The organism is Paenibacillus sp. FSL H8-0332 (assembly GCF_037963835.1).
Taxonomy (GTDB): domain Bacteria; phylum Bacillota; class Bacilli; order Paenibacillales; family Paenibacillaceae; genus Paenibacillus_AQ; species Paenibacillus_AQ rhizoplanae.
This window is the reverse complement of sequence record NZ_CP150145.1, coordinates 4,094,363-4,119,586: the sequence shown is the minus strand read 5'-3', so window position 1 is coordinate 4,119,586 and position 25,224 is coordinate 4,094,363. Positions and strand designations below refer to the sequence as shown.

Sequence of the window (25,224 nt, the reverse complement as noted above, 5' to 3'; positions counted from 1 at the left end):
ATAGATCGGGAGGCAAGCGAATCATGGGAAAAGAATTAAGAAGAATGAGCTACTTTGACGGGCTCTTCCTGAACGCTGAGGATTACAAGCTCGATCAGGAGTTTCACCTGCGTCTGAAGCGGCTGCATAACCGTTATCTGCATACCTGGGGGATTGTCTGCGGGCTCAAGGTTCTGCCCTCTGCGAAGCCGGGAGAATCCATGAAGGTGAGCATTACGGAGGGACTGGCCCTGAATCTGGTGCTGGTCAAGAGCGGAGACAAGTATGAGAGCATCAGCCAGGAAATCCTGATCTATGAGGGGCATCCGGATAATCCGGTCAACCTCTCCGAGTATAACGCCAACGAGAATATCTACATCTGGGTCAGCTATGAAGAGGTGGGGGCCGAATACAGCATTGAGCGTGGTCAAGGGAAGCAGATCCATATCTGGGAGCGGGGAAAAATCAGCCACGGGACCACCAAGCCTGAGGGTACGGATACGATCCTTCTTGCCCGGGTGGTTCCCCGTACAGATGGGGCGGGTATTACGATCGACAGTACATGTATTTACGATTACGACAGCGATGCGGCCCGGACGCCCTTAAGAACCTATGCAGGTGCCGCCGGCAAGAAGCTGGTCACAGAGAAGCTGGTGATCCCGGTTCAGAGTGAAGACAGTATGGACAGCGCGGGGCTGAATGAAGCGGTTCTGGCAGCGATGCCGTCCATGTCTGCGCTGCAGGCCGGTAAAGTGCTGGAGATCAGAGCTCCTGAGACCCGCTTCACCGGGGCTATGAGCGTTGCCGGAGCGCTGACGATTGAGGGCGAGCTGATTCTGAAGAGCAAGGACAAGGCCCAGAGCGAAATGCGGATTATGAACAGCTTCGTTGAGGTGAACAGCCCCAACACGGATGACCCGAACTATGTATTCCCCGGTGCGCGTGATGGCGGTCTGGAGGTATACCGGGGCGACGGGGGCAAGCAGGATGCGCGGATTGTCTGGGTGGAGGAGGATAAATGCTTCAAGGCCGGGCTCGGTAACGATCTTAAGAAAATCGCCTACGGCAACGAGTGGGACAGCCTGATTAAGTCTGAATTCGCTGATCTGCTGCACCGGCACAGTAAGCTGTCTTCATCAGCAGGCCAAAGCTTCGGCTTCACCGGGGCAGGCAAGCTGTACAGTGATGCTGATCTTGCCCTGCAGGACGACAGAATCCTGCTGCTGAAAGGGACGAACCCCGATACGGTTGACCATTCGCATGGCCTGGGGTGGTTCGGAGCCGGAAAGCCCTTTGCGATGGCAGAGTTGGATGGTCCGGTATTATTTGGCGGCAGCGGCGGGGCACTAGGCACCCGGACGGTTAACGCTGATGGCTCCCATACAGATAAGCAGGCGCTCTCCTGGAATAAGAACGGCTATGTCGGCATCGGACCGCAGAAGGTACTGGAGGATTCGCTGGATGTCGAGGGTAGTGTGCGCCTGCTAAGCAGCCGGAATCCGCTCCGCTTCACCTCCGCTTGGACGGGTTTTCCTGACAAACAGATGAACGGTGCGGAGATCTGTAACGATACTACAGACTACAAGGCGCTGATGATAGTCGGCAATAACTCTGCCGGGCAGAAGAGAAAGGTCGCCATCTGGGACCGGCTGGATGTGAACGGATTTCTGTATGTGAACGGCACCATGCAGGCCTCCCAGGAGATTATTCCAAGCGCGGGGAACGGGGAGCACAGCGGCATTATATTCCCGGCCAATCCGGGCGGAGGCGGAGCGGACCAGGCGTGGATCAAGTACTATCCCCGTACAGGCGAGGATTGCACGCTGGAGATCGGCACCTCCAATGACAGGAGTGACCATATCTCCCTGATAGCATCCGGCAACGTGGGCATCGGAACGCTGGAGCCTGCCGATAAGCTGGATGTGGCAGGGGAGCTACGTATCCTGAGCGGTCAGAATCCGGTCCGCTTCACCTCTGGCTGGACAGGCTTCACAGGTCAATCGCCCAACAATGCCGAGATCAGTAACGATACTACGAACTACAATTCATTGATGATCGCGGGAAACGGGAAATCAGGAGCCCGCAGAGTCTCCATCTGGGATAACCTGGATGTGAATGGCTCCCTGCAGGTGAAGGGAGGGGCATATATTGGCGGCGACCTTGAGATTAAAGGCAGCATCAAGACAGAGGTGTTCAACTTCGCCGGCAAATTCAAAAAACTGGATGTGGCTGAGGAATTCGCCGCCGTTGTACGCTGCGCTGATTTCTACATCGGCTATCCCGGACGCCGCGGGGCACCCGGCCGGGCGCTGGTCGATAACGGCAGCCATCTGGTGCTCAATTACGGCAACGACTGGTCCTATGCTTCTGTCCACAGCAGCCTGGAAGTGAGAAATGCCCTGATCCCGAGCGCGGGCAGCGGCAACAACGGGATTATCTTCCCGTCCGATCCCGGGGGCGGCAGCGGCGATTCGGCCTGGATCAAGTACTATCCCTCCAGCGGGGAGAACTGCGTGCTGGACATCGGAGTCTCTAATGATGCCGGCGACCGTATCTATCTTCATGCCAGCGGCGGGGTCTATGCCAACGGCAGCATGTACTGGTGGTCTTCGCGCGAGCTGAAGGACAATATTGCCGACATTCCGGTTAAGGAAGCGAAGCAGCTGCTGGACGGGCTAAACCCGGTCTCTTTTAAATACAAAGGAAGCACTAAGCAAAAGACACTCGGCTTTATTGCAGAGGAAGTGCCAGCCGTTCTGGCCGATCCAGATCAGCGGGCGATCAGCGGGATGGATATCATTGCTGTGCTGACCAGCGTGATGAAGGATCAGCAGAAAGCGATCACAAGAATGCAAAAACAAATCGACACCCTGCAGGGTGCCTAAACCTTAGGAGGATGAACTCATGAAAGAACAATTAGAAGCACGCATGAACGAACTGAAGGCAGAGCTTGAAACCGGGCGGCAGATGATCCAGGAGCTGGACGAGAAGCGTACCAATCTGGGATATACCTTAACACGCATCAGCGGGGCCATCCAGGTGCTGGAGGAGCTGGCTGGCGCAGAAGAGGAGTCCGTTCAGGCCTAAGCTAGCTGTAACTATGAAGAGCTGGGAGGAGTGGGATTGTGCCAAAGGATATGAAACGCATGAATTATTTCAACGGGCTGCTGCTGAAGGAAGAGGATCTGACGCTGGATCAGAATTACCATAAGCGTGTGCGGCAGCTGCACAACCGTCATTTTCATGATTGGGGAGTCGTGGATGGCCTTAAGGTCACCATGCGGGACGGGATAACCGTTGAGATCGCTCCGGGCTTTGCCCTCAACCGTGTCACCGACCCGGAGCACAATGAGGAGATCAGCCAGGAAATTATGGTCAGTGACGCTCACCCGGATCGGGTGATTAATCTCTCCGGGTACAGCACTTCGGATCAGATCTATATTTCTATCAGCTATAAGGAAAAGCTGACGGATACAGATCTGCTCAAGGGCGGAGGCAACCCCATCCATGTGCTGGAGCAGGCGAACATTGATATAAGCTCCCGGAAGCCCGCAGATGTACACCAGAACATCCTGCTGGCCCGGGTGAATCTGAAGCATTCCCAGGACGGGTCCTTAACGATCGGCGGGATCTATGAGACGGATGTAGACGGGTCTCAGCTGGTGACCAGGGCCGCAGGCGGGACGGTGCTTAAGGCAGATCAGATCATTATCGGCAAAGAGAAGAAGCCCGAGACGCCCTTCCTTAGCAATTCGGAAGAACTGGACGGTGAGGCAGGGAGCCGGCTCAATGTTCACGCTGCGCTGACGGAGTTCACTGGCGATATCAAGGCAGGAGCCATCAGCACTTATGGAGCGGTGGATATAGACGGCACGCTATCTGTAACCTCGGGCAGCGCAGCGGTGTTCAAGGTGAATGAGTCCGGCGATCTGGAGGTCTCCGGCGCGTCGACTATGGAGGGGCCCTTCTCCGCGAAGCAAGGGATTGAAGTCAGCGGAGGAATGGCGGTGCTGGATGTTCCCCAGGTTATCATCGGCGGAAGCAAGGTTACCCTGAATCAGAATGCCGCTGAAGAAGACCGGATGGGCCTTGAGATCCTGCGTAAGGATCATTCCAGTGCCAAGCTGCAATGGGATGAGAAGAATGAGAGCTGGATGATCGGAACCGAAGCGCTGGAGGGTGACAAGGCCAGCGGCATGTTCAAGGTTGCTTACGGAGCAGACTGGGAGCAGCTGCATCACGGCGCGAATGCAGATAGTCTGCATAGCCATAGCCAGCTGAAGGCTGCGGACGGGACACCGGTGCTTCGTACGGATAACTCCGGCACAATTCTGGTTGACCGGGGGATGAGCATATCCGGGACACTGGTATCCCAGAAGGATGGCCTGGAGGTCTTCCGGGGAGCCACGCTGCCCAATGCTAAGATAGCCTGGAATGAAGCCGCGAAATCCTGGCAGACCGGCACCGCCAATGGGGATATGACCAATATTCCTGACGGGAAGCAGTGGGTGGAGCTGACCGGCGGCAACCGGAACGCAGATGCTCTGCATACCCACAGGCAGTTCCATAACGAAGACAAGAGCCTGCTTGCGCTGGAGATCGGTGCGGACGGCAATGTGAATATCCCCCATGAGCTGATGGTCGGCGAGACCCTGACCGTGAACAAGCTGATCGTCCGGGAAGAAGAGGTGGTAATCCGGAAGATTGAGCAGGAGGTAGCAGACAGCTTCCTTACGGTCAATAAGGCGGAAGACCACACAGCTCTGGGTAACAAGGGAGGGCTGGATGTCTACCGGGGCAGCCAGCTTCCGGCAGCACGCATGGAGTGGAATGAAACAGACCGCAAGTGGAGAATCGGGCTTGAAGGCAGCATGTCGGACATTCCCTACGGGAACAAATGGGACTCGCTGACGAACGGGTCTGTAGCGGATGCTTCCCATAAGCACAGCACACTGAGCACACCGTCCGGCGGAACGATTCTGTCGGCAGACGGACAGGGAAAGCTGTCGGCATCCGGGAATATGGAGCTTGGTGGTACGCTGTTAGCCAAGGGCAGTGCAACGATGAAGTCCGATCTGAATGTGGGAGGATCGGCCACGATTGAAGGCAATCTGACGGTCAAGGGAACTACGACCTTCGTCAAAAAGGAAGATCTGGTGGTGGTCAGCAACCGGATTGAGCTGAATAAATTCGAGGGGAACAGTTCCTCCCTGAAGCAGAGCAGCATTGAGGTCTACCGGGGCAAGCTGAACCCGAGCGCCAGGCTGCTCTGGGACGAGACGGATGGCAGATGGAAGCTGGGCCTTGGCAATGAGCTGTCCAATATTGCTTACGGGAGCAATTGGGATGCGTTGACCGGAGGCGTCAGCTCAGATGCCGATGGCCTGCACCGGCACAATTCCCTGAGCGATAGCGCGGGCAACACGGCTGTCCAGGTTACTGCAGATGCTGATATTGAAATAATCAATGATGCAGAGGTGCAGGGTACCCTAACTGTCAACAACGGGGCGGAAGTCAGCGGCGGTCTGGCGGTTCAGGGCCTGGTTAAGGTAGACGGCAACCTGATCGTCAAAGGTACCACGACCACGCTTAACCGTGAAGATCTGGTCGTCACCAATAACGTCATTGAGATCAACAAATTCGCAGGGGATACCCCGCCAGCCCCCGAGAGCGGCATTGAGGTCTTCCGGGGAGAATCGCAGCCGCCAGCCAGAATGTTCTGGAACGAAAGCGAGCGGAAGTGGAAGGTGGGTATCGGAAATTCACTGGAGAATGTCGCCAGCGGCAGCTCCTGGGACAAGCTGACGCAGATGGCGAGTGCGGATGCTCTGCATCTTCATAGCCAGCTGTACAATCCGAAAAGTGACATCCTGGCACTCAGCGCCAGCGCCGAAGGGGATGTAGATGTTCACCATGACCTGACGGTGGGCAGCAACCTGACGGTAGCCGGAGATCTGGAGGTCCGGGGAACTTCTGCCACAATCGCCACAGATGAGCTGGATATCGGCAGTCCCTGGATTACCATCAACAAGGATGCGGGTACAGTCAAGTCGCTTGCAGGTGGCGGAATTGAGATCTATCGCGGCCCGGATCAGAATCCGGCCAAGCTTGCCTGGGATGAGGTCAAGGACCAGTGGCAGCTTGCAACACCTGCGGATAGTGCGGCGCTGGTAGTGGATTCGTCCGGCAATGTCCAGGCCTCCGGCATATTGAAGGCTGCGGGTGCTGCGATTACAGGAGCAGTGACTGCAGCCAGCGCAGCAATTGCGGGAACAGTGACGGTCGGAGACGGCATTGAGGTGCAGCAGGGCACCGAGACCAACGCGCAGATCAAGTGGGCTAAGGACCGCTGGAAGCTGGGCACTGCCGGCAGAACGGTACTCAGCCTGACCCGCAGCGGCAAGATGGGAGTGGGCACGGATAATCCTACCGAAGTGCTGGATGTGGCAGGCAAAGCGGTCTTCCGGACGGAGACAGAGTTCTCTGGCGCGGCATCCTTCTCGGGTAAGCTGACCGCTCATAGTGATGCTGTATTCGAGGGCTCCGCTTCTTTTAACAAAGGGATTAATGCAGCAGGTGCCGTGATTAGCAATCATGCGGTGGTGTCCGGGAATGTGACTGCCGGGGGGTTTGAAGCTCTGCGCGGCTTGAACAAAGACGGAAGCCCACAGAAGAATGCCCGGATCTACTGGAATAATGAGCAGAATGCCTGGTTTTATGGCGACGGGGTCACCTTCTCTGAATTCGGCACCGGGAAGGGCGGCCAGAACAAGCTGTTCAATTCACTCGGCAATACGATTGCCCTCTTCTCGGATGCGAAGGGATATGTCGGTATCGGAACAACGACTCCGCTGGCGCTGCTGGATGTGCAGGTACCGGGAGGAAGCAGTGCTTTCAGCGTTACCAACAGCGGAGAGGTCGGTATAGGGACCTTCAATCCTAAGTCCAAGCTCGATGTACAAGGCAATGCGGCAATTAACGGGGAACTTAGCGCAGTCAGCGCCGCCATATCCAAGGATCTGACCGTGAACGGCAATCTGACGGTGAATGGCGACATGGTGACGATTAATGCGGCTACCCTTGAGGTTGAAGACAACATCATAAGAGTCAACAAGTATGCGCCTCAGAAGACACCGATTGTTCAAAATGCCGGTCTGGAGGTATTCCGCGGCGGCACCGCTCTTCCAGCCCAGCTGCTATGGGATGAGAACGCCGATGAGTGGCTGGCCGGAGTCTCGAATACCCTGAAGGCTATTGAGTTCAAGGGCCATACCCACCCCGAGTATGCTTCGCTGTCGGGGGCGATCACTGTTGACGAAGGCAATGTCGGGATTGGTACGGATGCCCGAGCCGCTAAGCTGGAGGTCAAAGGGAGTGCCGTGGTCAGCGGATCATTGACGGTCACAGAGGCTTCGTTAAGCGGAGGCTTAGCAGCAGCAAGTGCCAAGATCAGCGGCCTGGCTGCGCTTAAGGATGTTACGGTCAGCGGAGCTTTCACCGCACAGGATGTCACGGTTAGCGGAGGTTTCACTGCTCAGGATGCCACCGTCAGCGGAGGCTTCACTGCACAGGACGCCACCGTCACCGGAAGTCTTACGCTAGGCCATGGGATTACAGTGGACAGGGGAATGGATCAGAAGGCACAGCTGCTCTGGGATGAAGTCCAGGATGTCTGGACGGCGGGTATTGCAGGAAGCATGAAGCAGCTCTCCTACAGCGGCCATACGCACCAGGAGCTGTCGGAGCTGACCGGAGTGCTGAAGATCGCCTCCGGGAATGTCGGAATTGGCACCGCAGCGCCAACGGCCAAGCTTGAGGTGAACGGCAATGCGGCGGTATCCGGCGGGATAACCGTTATGGACGCCGCTGTAAGCGGAACGTTAACGTCTAAGCGCGCAAACGTCAGCGGCGTATTAACGGCTACGGATGCCGAGGTAAGCGGAACGTTCTCCGCGAAGGACGCTGCAATTACGGGCAGCCTTACTCTTAGCCAAGGTATTAATGTGGGTAGAGGCACAGGCGCCAAGGCACAGATTGTATGGAACGAAGCGCTGGCTGAATGGCAGATGGGACTTGCTGGAAGCCTTAAGCAGCTCTCTTACAGCGGTCATACGCATAAGGAGCTTACGGATCTGAATGCTGTGCTGAAGGTGGCTTCCGGCAATATCGGAATCGGCACCGCCGCACCAGCCGCCAAGCTGGATGTGAACGGCAATGCCCTAGTATCCGGGAAGTTAACGGTCACTGACGCCGTTGTGAACGGTTCGTTAACCGCTAAGGACGCAATGCTGAGTGGCACAGCCGAGGTGAAGGAGGCTACGGTTAGCGGAACGTTGAATGCAAAGAAAGCTGTAATCAACACCTTATTGACGGCTGCAGATGCCGAAGTGACTGGATCGTTCACTGCTAAGGACGTCATAGTCAGCGGCGCGCTGTCAGCGAAGGACCTGACTCTCAGCGATACACTAAACGTGAAGGATGCCATAATCAGCGGAAGCCTGACGGTTACCCGGGGGATCGAGCTTGACAGGGGCAAGGATAAGAAGGCACAGATTCTCTGGGATGCTACGGCAAATGCATGGCAGGCGGGCATTGAGGGAAGTATGCAGAAGCTGGTCTGCCAGGATTCCGTCTATGATGAACTGGTCCAGGTGGCAGATGCATTAACGCTAGATTCCAGCAGCAATATTGGCATTGGCAAAGCGCCCGCGGATAATTACAAGCTGGATGTGAACGGCAACCTGCGGGCAACGAACTTCGCGCAGACCTCCTCCCGGACCTACAAGGAGAACATCGCCAGCCTGCCGGTGAAGAAGGCGCTGGAGTTGCTGAACAAGCTGAAGCCGGTGACCTTCAACTACAAGACAGAGAACGGCAAGAAGCAGAATATCGGCTTCATTGCCGAGGATGTGCCGCAGATTTTCTCCACTGCCGATCATAAGTCTGTAGTGCTGATGGACATCATCGGCGTACTGACCACGGTAGTCCAGAAGCAGCAGAAGGAAGCTCAAGACATGCGCAAGCAGGTCAATGAACTTAAGGTTCAGGTCACGGCCTTGGCAGGCGCTTAATTGCAATAAATCCTCAGTGTACAAGGTGAAAAAGCAGCTCCTGCAGCGAATATGCCGCAGGAGCTGCTTCATTGGGCAGAATACCCTAGTCATTTCTTGCTGCATTCCATCAAAAAAAACAGATAATCCGTCGGAACGCCGGAATATCCCTGCTGCCGCAGCATGGCGGTGACATTGCCCCGGTGGTAGGTGCCATGATTGACCACATGCCGCAGGATGTCCGAGAAGCAGGTATCCAGACTGCCGTAGGACGGATGAACAATAGTCATGGCCTTGTCCGGGTCGGGGGTATGCTCCATCAGAACATGAAACTCCTCAGCGGCACCGGCAAATAATCTCCGCATGCCATCCACCGGAATGTCCTTCGCTTCTGCAGTCCAGACGGGAATATGCGGAAAAATCTCTTCAATAGGCACCTCAGACAGCACAGAGTGATAGAGCCGCTCGAACACATACAGATGTCCGAAGGTTTGGGCCACGGACGGGAACACACTTGTTACTTCCGCGTGAAATACTTCCTCCGGTAACTCCTCCAGATGGTTGAATATCCGGGCATAGGCCCAAATATGGAAATCATACAAGGCATAGGGCTGCTTAATCATGGGTAAATTCTCCTCTCCAGATGTATACAGTCTGGCTTAGTAATCTTGTCTCCATCTTATAACAGCTTTACTGACAGAGGCTGTCAGTGAAGTTCAATCCCCATCGTTTATGTAATGTCTGGTAACCTCACAGGCTAATTCCTGAATCTGCTCCTTCAGCTCCAGCGGCTCCAGAATACGGATGGAAGTGCCGAAGCTTAACAGATACTTGGGAAGGTATTTGTTCATGGAGGGAGCATCGAGCAGGAACCGCGCCTCCCGGTCGGTCCGCTCCGTCAGGTAGTGCCGCAGATGCCAGTTGCCGCATAGCTTGTTCAGCGCATCCGGATCCCCTTCGATACGGATCACGAGCAGAGGGGCATTTGCTTCCGGCTCTGGCTCCAGTTGGCTGCGGAAATAGGCAGATACCGAGAAGGGCTCCGGCTTAGGGAAGCTGGCTTCCGTTAACGTAAGATTGACAATGCGGTCCACACGATAGGTCCGCATGGCCTGTGACCGGTGACAGAACCCAACCATATACCATTCCGAACGGTCGTAAGCCAGACCATACGGATCGACCTCCCGCTCCTCAGCCTGTGCAGTATTCAATTTACGGTATGTGAGGTGCACCGTCTGGCCCGCCTTCACAGCCTGCTCCAGCTCCCGCAACAAGGGAACCACAGACGGCGCACGGGACGGGGCAATGACATCGAGGCCGCTTGTTTGCAGGGACAAGTCATGGCGTTGTTCTTCGTGCAGTCCGTTCTCCACCTTCTTGAGGGCGCTCTCCAGCTCCTTCGCATATGGATAGCCTGCACCGACCGCGAATTTATAAGCATCCACAAGCGCCTTCAGCTCTAACGCGTTGAAGAACAGGGGCGTCTCGCTGAAGCTGTCCAGAATATACACTCCGCCGTCATGTCCGGATTCGGCTACCACCGGCACACCACTGGCACCAAGCGCATCGATATACCGGTACACGGTACGGACGCTGATCTCCAGACTGTCCGCAATCTGTGCGGCAGTGAGCTTTTTGCCGGACCGCAGCATCCATAACATAGCCAGCATATTATCCCATTTTGCCATTTGAAGCTCTCTCCCAAGTCCGCTTTTCATCCAACGGATGAATGCGGGCATTTTTTTCTCAGTCTACCATGTAATATTCTGCTGTTCCATCCGCTTTAAGCTATGATGTGGAATATGGTGTTTTCTGAGAGAGTAGGGCACTTTATGATCGCAGCTTCCGGTTCCACTCAAACCGCCCAGCTACCCGCGATTCAAATCTATCTGAATAACTCGCCGATTACCACCTCCGCAAGGGGGGCCACACTGATGAATGGTACCGTGATGCTCTCACTGGACTGGAATGCTAAGAAGCGTGAAGCGTTCATCAGCTATCCTCATTTTGTCGGAGACGGTATGAGTGATAAGGATGCGGTTTTCTTGAATGTGGTGAAGGGCACGCAGGCTCGGTGAAGATTGCTGAGGATGCGGACCTGGTGACGATTCAGAACTCTAACGGTGAACCCGCAATGAACCTGTCGATATACCACCTGTTTGTGACAAAAGGGGCGATTCTGCGCCAATCCAAACTGGAATTTGTCGAAGCTGGGAGAAGGCAAGATAATACCTATGCTATCGAAGCCATAGGCGAGAACTGTCAAAAGATAATAAAGTTCTAGCCTGAGAAAATAAAGTATTAGACTGTCAATACTTCATTAAGCTAACGGGCAGGTTAGTTTAATGACAAGGGAATAACACACCTCATATAGAATACTTTATCTCTAAAAGGGAGGGGAACACATTGCATGATATGATGAATAAGAGGCAATTTATTGAGATGACAGTTAAAGAACGACGTTCTGTAGTATTTAAGGTTAATAATCAAGATGAATTTTTCCGTGGTGTTTCTAGAGAACTAAATGAGGGCTACCTATTCGTTGAAACAGAAGAAGGCATAAACGTTAAATTTAAAATGGATGACATCATTGAGATTTATGCTATCAAGTCTTCATCTCCAAAGCAGAGTGCTATCCAATCCCACAGTTTGATGAAAGGTAGTAAGGATGACCTTGAAAACCTTGTACTCCAGTTTGAAAGTTTAAATGACGATTTAAAGAAACAAATCACCTCTTCTTTATCAAAAGTGCTTGGTAAGCAAGTGATCATTTCGAAAATGGATATAACTTCATACAATTTATCTGAAATTGAATTGATTGCTAACACGATAAATGGATATATACTCACTATTAAAACACTGGATATTCGTTCTGAATTACTCGAATCATACAACAATATGGATTTACCTCAAAAGACTTGTTTTGGGAAAGGGCTAGATCATAAACGCGAATAAGCTAATGTCAAGGTAACGTTTTATTGATCAACTAACAGGAAACGTTTGTTCAATACATTTATTCATTCAATTACCTTGGAGGTTACCATGATAACTAATGAAGCGATGTCTACACTATTGCTTAAAACCAAACCTTCAGGGGCTAGTAATAACGATGAATACGCCATTTTGTTGAATGGGATGGCTGTATTTTAATTAGTTGTTTTGCAAGAGATTTACCGAGTAGTTTCGATAAAACAACTTACTCAGACCGTACAATGGTGGAGAAAAGAGAAACCTGAATTAACTCCACGACCATATAAAAAGTTGCGCTAACGGGATACGTTAGTTGAACGACCACAGCGGCAGTCTAATACTATATTTTCACCGAACAAGAACTATCTGATTGCCCGTTCTTCGATGGAAGGAATGCTGACGCTAATAGATACAGCAGCTAAGCTAACAGTTCTCCTCTACAAGGAATTCGGAATTGATCCGTTGGATATGAAGAGATTTAAATCCGATAGCCTTAAATTCGCAAGGAGTAGTGAGGGGGAATCAGAACTGCGGTTTGAGTTCACCGGTAGGAAGAAGGAGAAGAAGGCTTTTACTTATCGGTTAGGAGGGGGTGATGGAGGCGTGAAGGGTGAATATAGAAGAAGGATACATGAACAAGCTCCTGTGTGCATCGCAGGGGTTTGTTTTTGTATGTGTTCAATTTTTTTGATGATATTTAATTTCAATAAAATAATAATAATGTTGAAATAATATTTCAGTAATGGTATTCTGCATTTAGAGAGCGATTTCATAAACGGAAAAGGATGATGGAAATCATGTTAGAGCATCTGACAACGGAGACCCGCAATAAGAACACCATGAATCTGGATGAATTAACGCCGCTGGAGCTTCTGGAAGTGATGAATGAAGAAGATCACAAGGTCGCACAAGCTGTGAAACAAGTCATTCCGCAGATTGCCGAAGCCGTGGAAGTGATTACAATGGCGATCAGACAAGGCGGACGCTTAATTTACATGGGGGCTGGAACAAGCGGACGTATCGGCCTGCTGGATGCTGTTGAATGTCCGCCAACCTTTGGAACAGCACCTGAGGAGGTCATTGGGCTAATTGCCGGGGGAGAGAGGGCGTTCATCAAAGCAGTCGAAGGTGCAGAGGACAATGAACAATTAGGGGTACAGGATTTACAGGATATTAAGCTGACAGCCTCAGATGTTGTCGTCGGCATTGCCGCCAGCGGACGCACACCCTATGTGATCGGCGGATTAGAATATGCCAAGTCTATTGGAACATCCACTGTAGCCGTGAGCTGCAACAAAGATTCAGCGATTGGCAGAATTGCCGGGATTGCGATCGAAGTCGTGAATGGACCGGAGGTGTTAACCGGGTCAACACGTTTGAAGGCCGGAAGTTCGCAGAAATTAATCTGCAATATGTTATCCACAGCTTCAATGATTCGTACGGGCAAAGTATATGGAAATCTAATGGTGGATGTACAGTTAACCAATGAAAAGCTTGTAGAACGTGCCAAACGGATTGTCATGGATGCGACAGAATGTGATGCTGAAACGGCAGAGCGTGTTCTGAAGCAGGCAGATCAGAAGCCTAAGATTGCTATTGTAATGATCCTTGCGGGGCTAACGAAAGAAGAAGCTGTGCAGCGGCTGGAAGAATCACAAGGCTTCGTCCGTCAGGCGATTCAATAATACGATCAGAAGAAGGGGGCAATCAACATGAGTAAATATCATGATTTAGCGGTCAACATATTAGGGGCTATCGGCGGCCGTGCAAATGTAACCGAGTACACCCATTGCATGACTCGTCTTCGTGTAACCGTTGTGGACCGCAGCCGAATCGCTGAAGCAGACTTGAAGCAAATCGACGGGGTTCTGGGAGTAGTGGATGATGAAACCTATCAAGTCATTCTCGGACCAGGAGTTGTAACCAAAGTAGCTGAAGAATTCGGTAAAGTGTTGGAAGCAAGCGGTCCTGAGGGCGATCCTTCCACTTCGGCTGAACAATTACAGGCCAAAGGCGCACAAATGAAAGCGCAGCTAAAAAAGAAGAACGATACTCCGTTCAAAAACTTTTTACGGAAGATCGGAAATATATTCATCCCGCTTATCCCTGCATTCGTAGGAGCTGGATTAATTGCCGGTATTGGCTCGATTCTGACAAACAATATTACAGCGGGTAATTTAGACACAGCAACCTGGCAGCAATATGTGACGATCTTAAATGTCATTAAAAATGCGATTTTTAGTTACCTGGTGATTTATGTCGGTATTAATGCCGCCAAAGAATTCGGAGCTACGCCTGCTCTCGGGGGAGTAATCGGCGGGGTAACGCTGTTAACAGGGGTTACAGCGGACCTGACCATAACTAATATATTTACGGGTACACCTCTGACACCAGGTCAAGGCGGAGTGATCGGCGTTCTCATCGCCGTATGGATTCTGTCCATCGTGGAGAGATATTTGCGCAAAGTGATTCCTGATGCGGTTGATATTATCGTTACCCCTACAATCGCCTTGCTGGCCGTAGGGCTGATTACCATCTTTTTCATCATGCCGTTCGCCGGATTCATCTCCAGTAATTTAATCGGAGCGATTAACTGGACGTTAGAAGTGGGCGGAGCCTTCTCAGGCTTTGTATTAGGAACAGCGTTCCTGCCGCTGGTGATGTTAGGGCTGCATCAGGTGTTGACACCGATTCACATTGAGATGATCAATGATTCAGGGATGACGCTGCTGCTTCCGATGCTGGCTATGGCTGGGGCAGGTCAGGTTGGGGCTTCCATCGCCTTATGGATTCGCTGCAAGAAGAACAAATCACTGACGAACATGATTAAAGGCGCTCTTCCGGTGGGTATTCTGGGAATCGGCGAGCCCTTGATTTACGGGGTTACTTTACCGCTGGGCCGTCCGTTTGTTACAGCTTGTATTGGCGGCGGGATTGGTGGTGCGGTCATCGGTTTATTCGGCAACGTTGGAGCCATTGCCATTGGTCCTTCCGGGGTTGCGTTAATTCCCTTGATTGCAAATGGATTATGGCTGAAATATGTAATAGGCTTAATCGCAGCATACGCTGGCGGATTCATTGCCACTTATCTGTTCGGTACACCTAAAGAGGCTATGGCAGAACAGGATTAAGCGACTCTGAGATATTGAGGTGATTCCAGTGCTCGGAATTTCAATTTTTGTAGCGGACCGCACATTAGAAGACAATGTGAAGTATATGGAACACATGAAGGCTGCAGGCTGTACCGAAATATTCACCTCTCTTCATATGCCGGAAGATGATATTGGAGTATTGAAGGAGAAACTGCTGGAGATTGCAAAGACTGCCCGGCGGTTAGGAATGGACCTGATGGCGGATATTTCCGGGAAGGCACTGGAGAACTTTTCGTTGCCCTTTCTGTTGGAGGCTGGTGTTACAGGTTTGCGGATGGATTTCGGCTTCGAGCCCCGTGACATTGCCGCCTACTCCAACAGAATGACAATTGCCTTAAATGCCAGTACCTTAACCCCGGAATTCTTAGCAGCATTGAAGGAGCATTCGATTTGTCTTGAGAACATTGAAGCCTGGCATAATTATTATCCCCGCCCGGAGACAGGTCTGGAGAAAGAATCGTTCATCGCGAAGAACAGGTGGCTGCAAGCGGAAGGGATTACGACGATGGCCTTTATTCCGGGAGACGGACTGAAGAGAAAACCGTTATTTCAAAGTCTGCCTACCTTAGAGAAGCACCGGAATCAATCTTCTTTTCTGGCCTACCTGGAATTAGAGCAGGATTGTGCCGTGGACAAAATTTTCGTTGGCGATTTAACCCTTTCAGAAGGGTCACAGATTCAATTTCAGCGGTATGAGGAAGGGGTTATTCCCTTGCGGGTTACCCAGGCATCGCCTTATGCCTTATGGGATAAGGTCCACCGGAACCGGCTTGATGCGGCCCGTGATGTGATTCGCTCTGAGAGTGCACGGACAGATCAGGAACGTTATGGAATGACCCGAAGTATTACGCCTATGCATACGAACAAGCGGCCCAGAGGGACGATTACCGTCGATAATAATTTATATGGCCGCTATGAACATGAGTTACAGGTCACATTAAGAGATCTGCCGGCACATGAAGCGGTTAATGTGATTGGTCATGTGATCGAAGAGGACCTTCCTCTATTGGACTACGTCAGACAAGGCGGAAGGCGCTTCTGCTTCACTGCTGCTACTTAATGATTACTCCCCTCTGTTTTGTTACAATAAGAAGAATAGACTGAGGAGAGGAGTTTAGAACTTGGCAGCAGGAAGTATGATTTCTCAGATTGAACTGGTCTTAAATGAACTGCCTGAGTCAGAAAAAAAGGTAGCCGAGTACATTCTCGCCAATGCTAAAGAAGTGATGCATATGTCTATACATGAGTTAGCGGCGAAAGCGGTGGCAAGCAGTGCGGCGGTTGTCCGTTTTTGCCGGTCCGTGGGCATCGAGGGCTTCCCCGCGCTCAAAATCCGTTTATCCGCTGAAGTAGAGAACACGAGTTATGTGGGCTACTTTGATGTTGAATCCAATGAGACGGTGCATTCGATCATTGATAAAATGTTGTCGAATACCATATTGACCTTTCAGAATACGGCCAGTCAACTGGACGCGCATTCGATTGAGCAGGCCGTGAGCCTGTTACAGCAGGCAGAGGTTATTTATGTGTATGGGATAGGGGCTTCTTTCATTATTGCAGAGGATGCGGCACAGAAATGGCTGCGGCTCGGTAAAAATGTATATGCTATTTCTGACCGTCATTTATTGGCGGCAGCTATGGCTACGAAGTCAGAGAACGCTGTCTTCTGGGGGATTTCGTATAGCGGGGAGACGGGCGAGGTCATTCAGTTAACCAAACGGGCCAAGGAGCATGGGATCAAAACCATCAGCCTGACCCGTCCTGGAAATAACAAGCTTTCCCAGCTGGCGGATGTTTCTTTATTTACATCACGAGCCCCGGAAGCCACACTTCGCAGTGCGGCAACCAGCTCAAGATTTGCCCAATTATTCGTGCTTGATATAGTCTTTAGCGTATATGCTTCTGCCCAGCATGATTTTACTGTGGAGCAGCTGGCGAAGACTAGGCAGATGATTGAAGTTTTGAATGACTGATGTTGAACCTTTGTATAGAAGGGGGCTGTCCTAAAAGTCATGAAATGGCTGCTTGGGACAGCTCTTTATTTTGGAGCACCCGCCCATAGGATGCATTCTTTACTTTCTGAAAGAATTTATCTCCTGCTCTGTTTGTCCAGTGGATCGTCTTTATCCCCCGTCCTCCAGCCGGAGATTGTCGATCAGGAACCGGCGTAGGCTGCTGATGAAGGTATGGGTGGCGTGGCTGATATAGCGGTCTGCCCGGTAGATCAGTCTGAGGTTGCGGCAGGGGGCGGTATTCAGGATCGGAATGGAGCAAAGTCCGCTGTTCTCCATGCCTTCAAGCAGTCCGCGCGGCTGTACGGTGCCGCCAATCCCGGCCTTGACCAGCTGAAGCAGCGAGGTGGCTGATCCGGTCTCCATGATCGGTTCCAGCTCGAAGCCAGCTTCTCGGCAGGTATTCTCCACCAGCTCTCTACCGATGTAGGTGCGCGGATACATCACAAGCTGGATCTGCTGAAGCGAGGACAGCTCAATGTGGCTCATCGCGGCATAAGGATGATCTTCGCGGACAATCAGATGATAAGGCTCCCAGCCCAAGTCCACTTGAGTCAGCATGGAATCACGTGGACCCGGAAGGCAGATGCCGATGTCCAGCTTGTTCTCCAGCACCTCCTGTTGAATAAGCGTTGAAGCGAAGACCTGGAGCCGGATATTTGGAAAATCGGCATGGAATTTGACCAGCATCGGCGTTAGACGGTAGTCCAGATCAGAGGGTAGCACCCCAAGCCGGATCATGCCGCGGTTGTCGGAGCGCAGCTCATTAATCGCTGCCTTGGCATTCTGCTCATTCTGAATCATCCGGGCTGCGTAGTCCTTCAGGAGGGCCCCCGCTTCGGTAAGAGCGATTTTCTTGCCGATCCGGTCGAACAGGGGCATGCCCATTTCTCCTTCCAGCACTTTAATCTGCTGGCTTAGTGTCGGTTGGCTAATGCCCAGCCTCTCAGCGGCGCGTGTGAAATGCAGTTCTTCGCAGACGGCCATGAAATAGTGCAGGTGACGGGTTTCCATGTAATTCACTCCATTCGGGATAAGATCATAGTCAATTGCTATTATAATAATATAAACAATAGTATTGATCAATATATGACATCTCCGTATACTCAGGTTATATACAAAATACAGATATGGAGTGATGGAAATGCCTTTCTTACTATTATTCGTTGCCTTGCTGGCAGCCTCATTAAATATGCGTCCGGTAATCACCTCGGTCTCACCGCTGCTGGGTAACATTCAGAGTGATCTGGGGATGAACAGCCTGCAGGCCAGCCTGATGACAACACTGCCAGTCCTGTGTATGGGGATATTCGCACCCCTTGCCGTGAGCATCAGCCGCCGCTTTGGTCTGGAACGCACGATCTTCGGGGCCATGGTACTGATCGGGGCGGCGACAGCCGCACGCGGGTTCCTGTCTTCATCGTCCGGACTCATTCTGACGGCACTGGCAGCAGGCGTAGGGATCGGAATTGCCGGACCGCTGCTGTCCGGCTTCATTAAGCGTCATTTTCCCGGCCGTTCAGCGATGGTTAGCGTGTATTCCGCCTCAATGGTGGTGGGCGCTTCGCTCGCAGCCGGGCTGGCTGTTCCGGTCTATACCTGGCTGGAGAATTCCTGGCAGCTGTCCCTGGCGGTATGGGCAGTCTTGTCGCTTGCCGCTCTCCCGGTCTGGTGGAGGATTGCGGCGCGGTCCATACCGCTGAAGGAGCAGGCTGCACATGCCCGGCTGCCCTTGTCTAACGGCAGAGCCTGGCTGCTGACCGTGTTCTTCGGTCTTATGGCGAGCATCTTCTATTCGCTGACTGCCTGGCTGGCCCCGATGGCCGCATCCATGGGGTATAGCAAGCATGAAGCGGGCAATCTGCTCACACTTTTCACTTTGATACAGATTCCGGTAAGCATCCTCGTGCCCATCCTTGTGGCCAGATTCCAGCGGCGCACGTTATGGCTTGTGCTGTGCAGTCTGTTCGAGCTAAGCGGACTGCTGCTCCTTCTGGGCTCAGCCTCACCGCTGCTGAGCGCAGTGCTGCTCGGTATTGGTGCTGGCGGGTTATTCCCGCTGGCTCTGATGCTGCCGCTCTTAATGACAGAGCGGGCGGAAGAGGCCAGCTCCTGGTCGTCGCTTAACCAGGGGGGCGGGTATTTTCTCGGAGCTTTGGGACCGCTCGCGGTTGGCCGTATCTACGATGCCTCGGGTTCATTCCAGCCCGCGCTGATCGGCATGGCTGTGGTCACTGTACTTATGATCGCGGTACAACTGATGATAGGCAGAAGCTCTCGCGAGGGCAACGCTCTAAGGAAGAGTACGGCTTCGAGCTGAATGCCGACGGCCTGAAGTTCCAGAATACCAAGTAACCCTTGACCGGATGCTGTGGCGTTAAAGAAAAGAAAATGAAACGTTAACGCACTTCTTGAGATATATCGGGGAGTGCGTTTTTGTTATAATGGGAGCGGATGAATAGACTACAAGTCAGGCGAAGGGGAGGACATGAATATGAATTTGAATATGAACCTGGATATGAATATGAATGAACCCGCCGTTCAGCTTATTGCCATGCTGGGCCAGCCGTATGATCCCAAGAGGGTCCAAGCCTTGCTCAAGCCCTATGGCGTTAAGCGCATGCCGGCGGCGAAGAGCTATTTCAACGATACCATGATCTCGTGCACAAAAGCATCTCTAAGGATGGATCTCTACCGTATACCCAAAATCAATGAGCTGACCGGACTACAGTATACGAATCCCGATGAATGGATCATCGGCGCCATCCACTTTCTTCCCCCTGGTTCGGGCGACCGGATCGAAGTGCCTTATCCCGTTATTTTACCTGAGGGCATTACGATGAACTCTTCGCCTGAGGAATCGATCGCTGCCTATGGTCCTGCGCAGCTGGATGAAGAATGTGAATGGCCCGGATTTTCCGGCCGCATTATCGCCTGGCGGGGCGAGGGCATAAACATCGCATTAGAATACGAGTATAGCGGGGAAGGTAGAGTGCTACGAACCTATACCGCCTGCCTAATCGGCTGCATCGGCGCTTGGCGGAGCGACAACCCGGAGGTTTTTGCACCTTGAGCAGGGAGTTGACTCTGGTAGGGACAAGCTTTTGATAGAATCGCATCGGCTTACGGGAGAGGCATTTTACGAAAACTCCTGTCTGGAGGCCAATCAACAAGGGAACATAGTTGGAAAAAGTACACCTGCTCCTGCCAAACCACCCCCGCTTCAAGCAGCAGTTGGAAAAAAGGCACTTAATTTTAACGATTCTATGAAATCGGCGGAATTTGCACAAATTAAGTGTTGTTTCTCCAACTGCTACCCGCAAGTACCACATCGGTGCTCGAATAGTTGTACTTTTTCCACTAGATTCCCTCCCCGCACGATGAACTTAACATTCCAACCCTCCGGCAATTCATACCGTTGAGCACACTTGCTAATTTGTATTTACAAATTATGGTATACATGTTATCTTTGCTATGAAAGCGCAACCATGATCTGATAGGTTAACCAAGGTTTTACCATTTTTATCATGGGGAGGAAAGAAGAAAATGAAGAAATGGCTCAAAAGAACAGGAACATTGCTGCTGGCCTGTACGCTGCTGCTTGGAGGGATGAACGCCCCGCCTGTGGCCCACGCTGACCCTGCATTGATCACCATCGAAAGCGAGGATGCCCAGCTCACCCCGGATCTGCAAGTGACGACCCAGATTTACGGAACGCCGAAGCCCGGCTATTCGGGAAGCGGTTTTGTCTGGATGCAGAACTCCGGCACACTAACTTACACCGTAACTGTCCCGGAAACCGGCATGTATACGATCTCCACCCGTTATATGCAGGAGCTGAGCCCGGATGGCAGACAGCAGGCATTAATCGTTAACGGTGCTGCCAAGGGTTCGTATATGCTGCCCTACACAACTACGTGGAAGGATTTCAATTTCGGCTACCACAAGCTGAATCAAGGCAGCAATACCATTCAGGTAAAAGCAGGCTGGGGATTCGCTTATTTCGACACCTTCACGGTGGATCATGCGAACCTGGACCCCCTGGTTGTGCAGCCCGTTCTCTCTGATGCTCAGGCCACGCCCGAAACGCAGCTCCTGATGAATTATTTGACGGAGGTGTACGGGAAGCATATGCTCTCGGGCCAGCAGGAGATCTACGGCGGAGGGAATGACGGCAACTCCGAGCTGGAGTTCGACTGGATTCACAACCTGACAGGCAAGCTTCCGGCAGTCCGCGGGTTTGACCTTATGAACTATAATCCGCTGTATGGCTGGGAGGACGGCACTACCGCCCGCATGATCGACTGGGTGAATACCAAGGGCGGGATTGCGACCAATAGCTGGCATCTTACCGTTCCCCGTGACTTCACCGCCTACCAGTTAGGGGAATTTGTGGATTGGAAGAAGGCTACCTATAAGCCTACCGAAACTAACTTCAATACTGCAAATGCTGTGATTCCGGGAACGAAAGAATACCAATACCTGCAACTGGCCATTCAGGATCTGGCGGAGCAGCTGCAGATTCTGCAGGAGAACAACGTGCCCGTGATCTTCCGTCCTTACCATGAGGCAGAGGGCAACGGCGGGCTGAATGGGGAAGGGGCGTGGTTCTGGTGGGCTTCGGCAGGTGCGGAGGTGTACAAGCAGCTCTGGGATCAGCTCTACACCGAGCTTACGGAGACTTACGGCCTGCACAACCTGATCTGGACCTATAACAGCTATGTGTACAGCACTTCTCCCGCATGGTATCCAGGGGATGACCAGGTGGATATTGTCGGCTACGATAAATACAACACGATTTACAACCGCTATGACGGACTATCCGGCGTGCCGAATGAGGACGCGATTAGCTCGACCTTTTATCAGCTGGTGGACTTAACTGGTGGCAAGAAGATGGTAGCCATGACCGAGAACGACACCGTTCCCAGCGTGCAGAATCTGACCGATGAAAAAGCGGGCTGGCTCTACTTCCTCCCATGGTACGGAGAGCATCTGATGAGCACGGCGTTCAATTATCCGGCTACGCTGACCACTCTGTACCAGAGTGATTATGTTATTACGCTGGACGAGCTGCCCGATCTGAAGGGGAATAATCCTCATCCGGGCGCAACCATTACACCATCCATGGTCGAATTTGACAAAGCTCCGGCTCATCAGACCGACCAGACCGTCACTATGAATCTGAACGGCAACACGTTAACGGCCCTTCGTTCTGGCACCGCCATTTTGACTGAGAACGAGGACTATACAGTAAGCGGGAACACCCTGCTGCTCACTAAGGCGTTCCTGGCAACGCTGCCGGTTGGCGAGCATTCTATCGTCCTGGATTTCAATCAGGGCCAAGATCCCGTGTTAAAAGTAAAAGTCATCGATACAACACCAGGCGTTGCCATCTCACCAGACCATGCGCTGTTTGACCGGGCGGCGAATCTTGCACAGGATATTTCTGTAGCGCTTACCTTACAGGGGCATCAGCTGACAAGCCTGAAGAGCGGCAATTACACGCTTGTCCCCGGTCAGGACTACACGGCCACTGACACTGCGGTTGTTCTGAGAAAAGCTTATCTCTCCACGCTGCCGCTCGGCCAGAATGCGATCACCTTTCATTTTAGCGGAGGCGCAGAGGTTGTGCTTACTGTGAACGTAGAGGATAGCAGCGTTCCGCAGCCTTCGGGCGACTTGACCATCCAAGCCTACAACGGCAGTACCGGTGCTTCGACCAACGGAATCGCACCTAAGTTCAAAGTAGTCAACACCGGGAATTCGCCGGTCCAGCTCAGCAATGTGAAGCTCCGGTACTACTACACGATTGACGGCGAGCAGCAGCAGAGCTTCTGGACCGACTGGGCCAGCATCGGAAATGCGAACGTCACCGGGACCTTCGTGAAGCTGGACACTCCGGCCGCCGGTGCCGATTATGCGCTGGAGATTGGCTTCACCAGTGCTGCGGGCACCTTGAACCCCGGCCAGAGCGCCGAGATCCAGACCCGCTTCGCTAAGGTCAACTGGTCGGGCTACAATCAGGCGAACGACTACTCCTTCAACGCTGTCAGCACCCAGTTTGCGGATCATGAGCAGGTTACAGCATATGTGAACGGGCAACTGGTGTGGGGGATGGAGCCTTAAGCGTCCTCAACCGTTGCTGTTGACCCATTCTCCGCTAAGTCATGAAATGATGTGATTTGGCGGGGAGTACATTATACCGGAGGTGTTATTTTGAAAAGAAGGTATGGGTCAACAATCATCCTGCTGGCGTTAAATGTACTTTGTATTTTTGTGGCCGATCTTACTACTATTAAATATAGACTTGGAAAAGGGACATCAGGTAACGGAAATCCCGGCATAGTAGTTTTGATTCTTAGTCTGCTATTGCTGGCCATCTTCCTCATACTCTTGGTTTTGAAATCTATTGAATCTCTTAGAAAGCTGCCCCCAACAGTCACAACGATAGTTATTCCATTTCTTTCGCTTGTCACTTTAGTACTCATGATATTTGGTGAACTAAACAAAATTAGTGCATTAGAACAAAACTTAAAAGGCTTCACAAATAGTAAGGATTCCGTAGTCTTTCGTTTCGGCTGGATTAATCAGTATACCAATACTCTGTTTTATAATGGATACATTTTGATGTTCGGGATTTCCATAGCGATGCTTGTGTGTTGCCTTGTAGTTAGAATTCAATCTAAGGAACGGAGGTACTAATATGTTAGCCAAAATCAAAAAGTACGGAACCTACAGCCTTGCTCTAGTATTACTGGCATCCACCTTGCTAGGCAGCTCGGGTTCCCGCGCATCTGCGGAAGAGGCGTCAGCTGCGCTGACCTCGGACTTCAGATCGTTGCAGGCTTCGCAGATTGTCAGCGAAATGGGGGCCGGATGGAATCTGGGCAACTCGCTCGAAGCTTCGGTGAACGGGATCCCCAGTGAGACCGCCTGGAATAACCCGACCATTACGCCGCAGTTGATCCAGAAGGTCAAAGCAGCAGGCTTCAAAACCATCCGCATCCCGGTCTCCTACCTGAATTATATAGGGAACGCTCCCGGCTATACGATCAACTCGGCATGGCTAGATCGTGTAAAGGCAGTCGTTGACTATGCATACAATGAAGGCTTGTATGTCGTCATTAATATTCACGGGGACGGCTTTAATTCCGTTCAAGGCAGCTGGCTGTTAGTGAACAGCGGCAACCAGACGGCCATTAAGCAGAAGTACCAGAAGGTCTGGCAGCAGATCGCGAATAAGTTCGCTGGTTATGGGGAGCGGCTTATTTTGGAGTCGATGAACGAGGTGTTTGACGGCAACTACAACAACCCGAATCTCGCTTACTACGCCAACCTGAATGCTTACAATCAGATCTTCGTGGATACGGTCAGACAGACAGGCGGCAACAATAGCGCCAGATGGCTGCTGATTCCGGGCTGGAACACGAATATCGACTACACAGCGGGCAATTACGGCTTCGTACTCCCAACTGACAATTACAGATCATCCGCCATACCCGGCTCGGAAAAAAGAATCATGATCTCCGCCCACTACTATTCCCCTTGGGATTTTGCCGGTGAGGAATCGGGGAATATCACGCAGTGGGGAGCGTCAGCGACAAACCCTTCCAAGAAATCAACCTGGGGACAGGAGGATTACCTGAACTCGCAGCTCCAATCCATGTACAATAAATTCACGACCCAGGGCTACCCTGTAGTGATCGGAGAATTCGGCTCGATTGACAAATCATCCTACGATTCCAGCAATAATAACTACCGCGCCGCCTATGCCAAAGCCGTAATCGCAACCGCCAAGAAGTACAAGGCCGTACCGGTCTATTGGGACAATGGCTATAACGGCCAGCACGGCTTCGCTCTGTTCAACCGCTACAACAACACCGTCACCCAGCAAGGCATTATCAATGCCATTATGCAGGGGATGCAATAAGCTATTCAGCGTAAAGCGGCAGATAACATGGTCTGCAAAAAGATGAAGGGAGCTCCTGTGGCGATCACGGGAGCTTTTTTGTGCTTAAGAAGATGATAAGTCTTGAAGATATTGCCCTCTGTACGGCGCGT

At 52.0% G+C, this 25,224-nt stretch carries 18 protein-coding genes; 15 read left to right on the top strand and 3 right to left on the bottom strand.

Annotated features, from left to right (window positions below):
• Window positions 1-23: 23 nt before the first annotated feature.
• From NST43_RS17945 to NST43_RS17935, 3 genes are read left to right on the top strand one after another with little or no spacing between them, the layout of a single operon-like run.
• On the top strand, window positions 24-2,864 hold the full coding sequence (locus NST43_RS17945) for a tail fiber domain-containing protein (RefSeq protein ID WP_339218431.1): 2,841 nt from the start codon (window positions 24-26) through the stop codon (window positions 2,862-2,864).
• Window positions 2,865-2,883: 19 nt separating this feature from the next.
• Window positions 2,884-3,066 (top strand): hypothetical protein, encoded by a 183-nt coding sequence (locus tag NST43_RS17940; protein ID WP_209992557.1) that lies wholly within the window; start codon window positions 2,884-2,886, stop codon window positions 3,064-3,066.
• A gap of 38 nt (window positions 3,067-3,104) precedes the next feature.
• Window positions 3,105-9,050: a tail fiber domain-containing protein gene (locus NST43_RS17935; protein WP_339218428.1), complete on the top strand. Its 5,946-nt coding sequence runs from the start codon at window positions 3,105-3,107 to the stop codon at window positions 9,048-9,050.
• Window positions 9,051-9,139: 89 nt separating this feature from the next.
• Here the strand turns inward: NST43_RS17935 and NST43_RS17930 are convergent, their stop codons facing one another.
• Both NST43_RS17930 and NST43_RS17925 read right to left on the bottom strand, forming a co-directional pair.
• Window positions 9,140-9,652, bottom strand: coding sequence for a DinB family protein (locus tag NST43_RS17930; RefSeq protein WP_339218426.1), 513 nt, complete (start codon window positions 9,650-9,652; stop codon window positions 9,140-9,142).
• Between the two features lie 93 nt (window positions 9,653-9,745).
• Window positions 9,746-10,717 carry a YafY family protein gene (locus NST43_RS17925; RefSeq protein WP_339218425.1) on the bottom strand — a complete coding sequence of 324 codons (972 nt, stop codon included), beginning with the start codon at window positions 10,715-10,717 and terminating at the stop codon, window positions 9,746-9,748.
• A 144-nt stretch (window positions 10,718-10,861) separates the two neighbouring features.
• Between NST43_RS17925 and NST43_RS17920 the strand changes: the two genes are divergently transcribed.
• From NST43_RS17920 to NST43_RS17890, 7 genes are all read left to right on the top strand, one after another.
• Window positions 10,862-11,107 carry a hypothetical protein gene (locus NST43_RS17920; protein ID WP_339218423.1) on the top strand — a complete coding sequence of 82 codons (246 nt, stop codon included), beginning with the start codon at window positions 10,862-10,864 and terminating at the stop codon, window positions 11,105-11,107.
• 328 nt (window positions 11,108-11,435) lie between these two features.
• The gene (locus NST43_RS17915) at window positions 11,436-11,984 is read left to right on the top strand and encodes a hypothetical protein (RefSeq protein ID WP_339218421.1); all 549 of its coding nucleotides are present in this window, start codon (window positions 11,436-11,438) and stop codon (window positions 11,982-11,984) included.
• A gap of 399 nt (window positions 11,985-12,383) precedes the next feature.
• Window positions 12,384-12,731 (top strand): hypothetical protein, encoded by a 348-nt coding sequence (locus tag NST43_RS17910; RefSeq protein WP_339218420.1) that lies wholly within the window; start codon window positions 12,384-12,386, stop codon window positions 12,729-12,731.
• Window positions 12,732-12,796: 65 nt separating this feature from the next.
• The gene (gene murQ, locus NST43_RS17905; protein ID WP_209992550.1) at window positions 12,797-13,684 is read left to right on the top strand and encodes an N-acetylmuramic acid 6-phosphate etherase; all 888 of its coding nucleotides are present in this window, start codon (window positions 12,797-12,799) and stop codon (window positions 13,682-13,684) included.
• Window positions 13,685-13,711: 27 nt separating this feature from the next.
• Entirely contained in the window at window positions 13,712-15,130 is a 1,419-nt protein-coding gene (locus tag NST43_RS17900; RefSeq protein WP_209992549.1) for a PTS transporter subunit EIIC, read from the top strand.
• Between the two features lie 19 nt (window positions 15,131-15,149).
• Window positions 15,150-16,211 (top strand): MupG family TIM beta-alpha barrel fold protein, encoded by a 1,062-nt coding sequence (locus tag NST43_RS17895; RefSeq protein WP_339218417.1) that lies wholly within the window; start codon window positions 15,150-15,152, stop codon window positions 16,209-16,211.
• Between the two features lie 61 nt (window positions 16,212-16,272).
• On the top strand, window positions 16,273-17,124 hold the full coding sequence (locus NST43_RS17890) for a MurR/RpiR family transcriptional regulator (protein ID WP_339218415.1): 852 nt from the start codon (window positions 16,273-16,275) through the stop codon (window positions 17,122-17,124).
• Window positions 17,125-17,274: 150 nt separating this feature from the next.
• Here NST43_RS17890 and NST43_RS17885 read toward each other — a convergent pair whose 3' ends face one another.
• Complete coding sequence (locus NST43_RS17885; RefSeq protein ID WP_339218413.1) at window positions 17,275-18,177, bottom strand: LysR family transcriptional regulator; 903 nt, start codon at window positions 18,175-18,177, stop codon at window positions 17,275-17,277.
• Between the two features lie 130 nt (window positions 18,178-18,307).
• Here NST43_RS17885 and NST43_RS17880 point away from each other — a divergent pair, with 130 nt between their 5' ends.
• From NST43_RS17880 to NST43_RS17860, 5 genes are all read left to right on the top strand, one after another.
• Complete coding sequence (locus NST43_RS17880) at window positions 18,308-19,483, top strand: MFS transporter (protein ID WP_339218411.1); 1,176 nt, start codon at window positions 18,308-18,310, stop codon at window positions 19,481-19,483.
• Window positions 19,484-19,657: 174 nt separating this feature from the next.
• Complete coding sequence (locus NST43_RS17875) at window positions 19,658-20,236, top strand: hypothetical protein (protein WP_339218409.1); 579 nt, start codon at window positions 19,658-19,660, stop codon at window positions 20,234-20,236.
• 473 nt (window positions 20,237-20,709) lie between these two features.
• Window positions 20,710-23,289: a glycosyl hydrolase gene (locus NST43_RS17870; protein ID WP_339218408.1), complete on the top strand. Its 2,580-nt coding sequence runs from the start codon at window positions 20,710-20,712 to the stop codon at window positions 23,287-23,289.
• A 90-nt stretch (window positions 23,290-23,379) separates the two neighbouring features.
• Window positions 23,380-23,865, top strand: a complete 486-nt coding sequence (locus NST43_RS17865; protein ID WP_339218406.1) for a hypothetical protein — start codon at window positions 23,380-23,382, stop codon at window positions 23,863-23,865.
• A 1-nt stretch (window position 23,866) separates the two neighbouring features.
• Window positions 23,867-25,093 (top strand): glycoside hydrolase family 5 protein, encoded by a 1,227-nt coding sequence (locus NST43_RS17860; protein WP_339218405.1) that lies wholly within the window; start codon window positions 23,867-23,869, stop codon window positions 25,091-25,093.
• Window positions 25,094-25,224 lie beyond the last annotated feature (131 nt).

Bases quoted from the DNA above. Each gene is read 5' to 3' on its own strand.
- NST43_RS17860 (WP_339218405.1), top strand. From the start codon at position 23,867: ATGTTAGCCAAAATCAAAAAGTACGGAACCTACAGCCTTGCTCTAGTA.
- NST43_RS17875 (WP_339218409.1), top strand. From the start codon at position 19,658: ATGAATTTGAATATGAACCTGGATATGAATATGAATGAACCCGCCGTT.
- NST43_RS17925 (WP_339218425.1), bottom strand. From the start codon at position 10,717: ATGGCAAAATGGGATAATATGCTGGCTATGTTATGGATGCTGCGGTCC.
- NST43_RS17885 (WP_339218413.1), bottom strand. From the start codon at position 18,177: ATGGAAACCCGTCACCTGCACTATTTCATGGCCGTCTGCGAAGAACTG.
- murQ (WP_209992550.1), top strand. From the start codon at position 12,797: ATGTTAGAGCATCTGACAACGGAGACCCGCAATAAGAACACCATGAAT.
- NST43_RS17920 (WP_339218423.1), top strand. From the start codon at position 10,862: ATGATCGCAGCTTCCGGTTCCACTCAAACCGCCCAGCTACCCGCGATT.
- NST43_RS17930 (WP_339218426.1), bottom strand. From the start codon at position 9,652: ATGATTAAGCAGCCCTATGCCTTGTATGATTTCCATATTTGGGCCTAT.
- NST43_RS17870 (WP_339218408.1), top strand. From the start codon at position 20,710: ATGAAGAAATGGCTCAAAAGAACAGGAACATTGCTGCTGGCCTGTACG.
- NST43_RS17900 (WP_209992549.1), top strand. From the start codon at position 13,712: ATGAGTAAATATCATGATTTAGCGGTCAACATATTAGGGGCTATCGGC.
- NST43_RS17940 (WP_209992557.1), top strand. From the start codon at position 2,884: ATGAAAGAACAATTAGAAGCACGCATGAACGAACTGAAGGCAGAGCTT.
- NST43_RS17880 (WP_339218411.1), top strand. From the start codon at position 18,308: ATGCCTTTCTTACTATTATTCGTTGCCTTGCTGGCAGCCTCATTAAAT.
- NST43_RS17910 (WP_339218420.1), top strand. From the start codon at position 12,384: ATGGAAGGAATGCTGACGCTAATAGATACAGCAGCTAAGCTAACAGTT.
- NST43_RS17945 (WP_339218431.1), top strand. From the start codon at position 24: ATGGGAAAAGAATTAAGAAGAATGAGCTACTTTGACGGGCTCTTCCTG.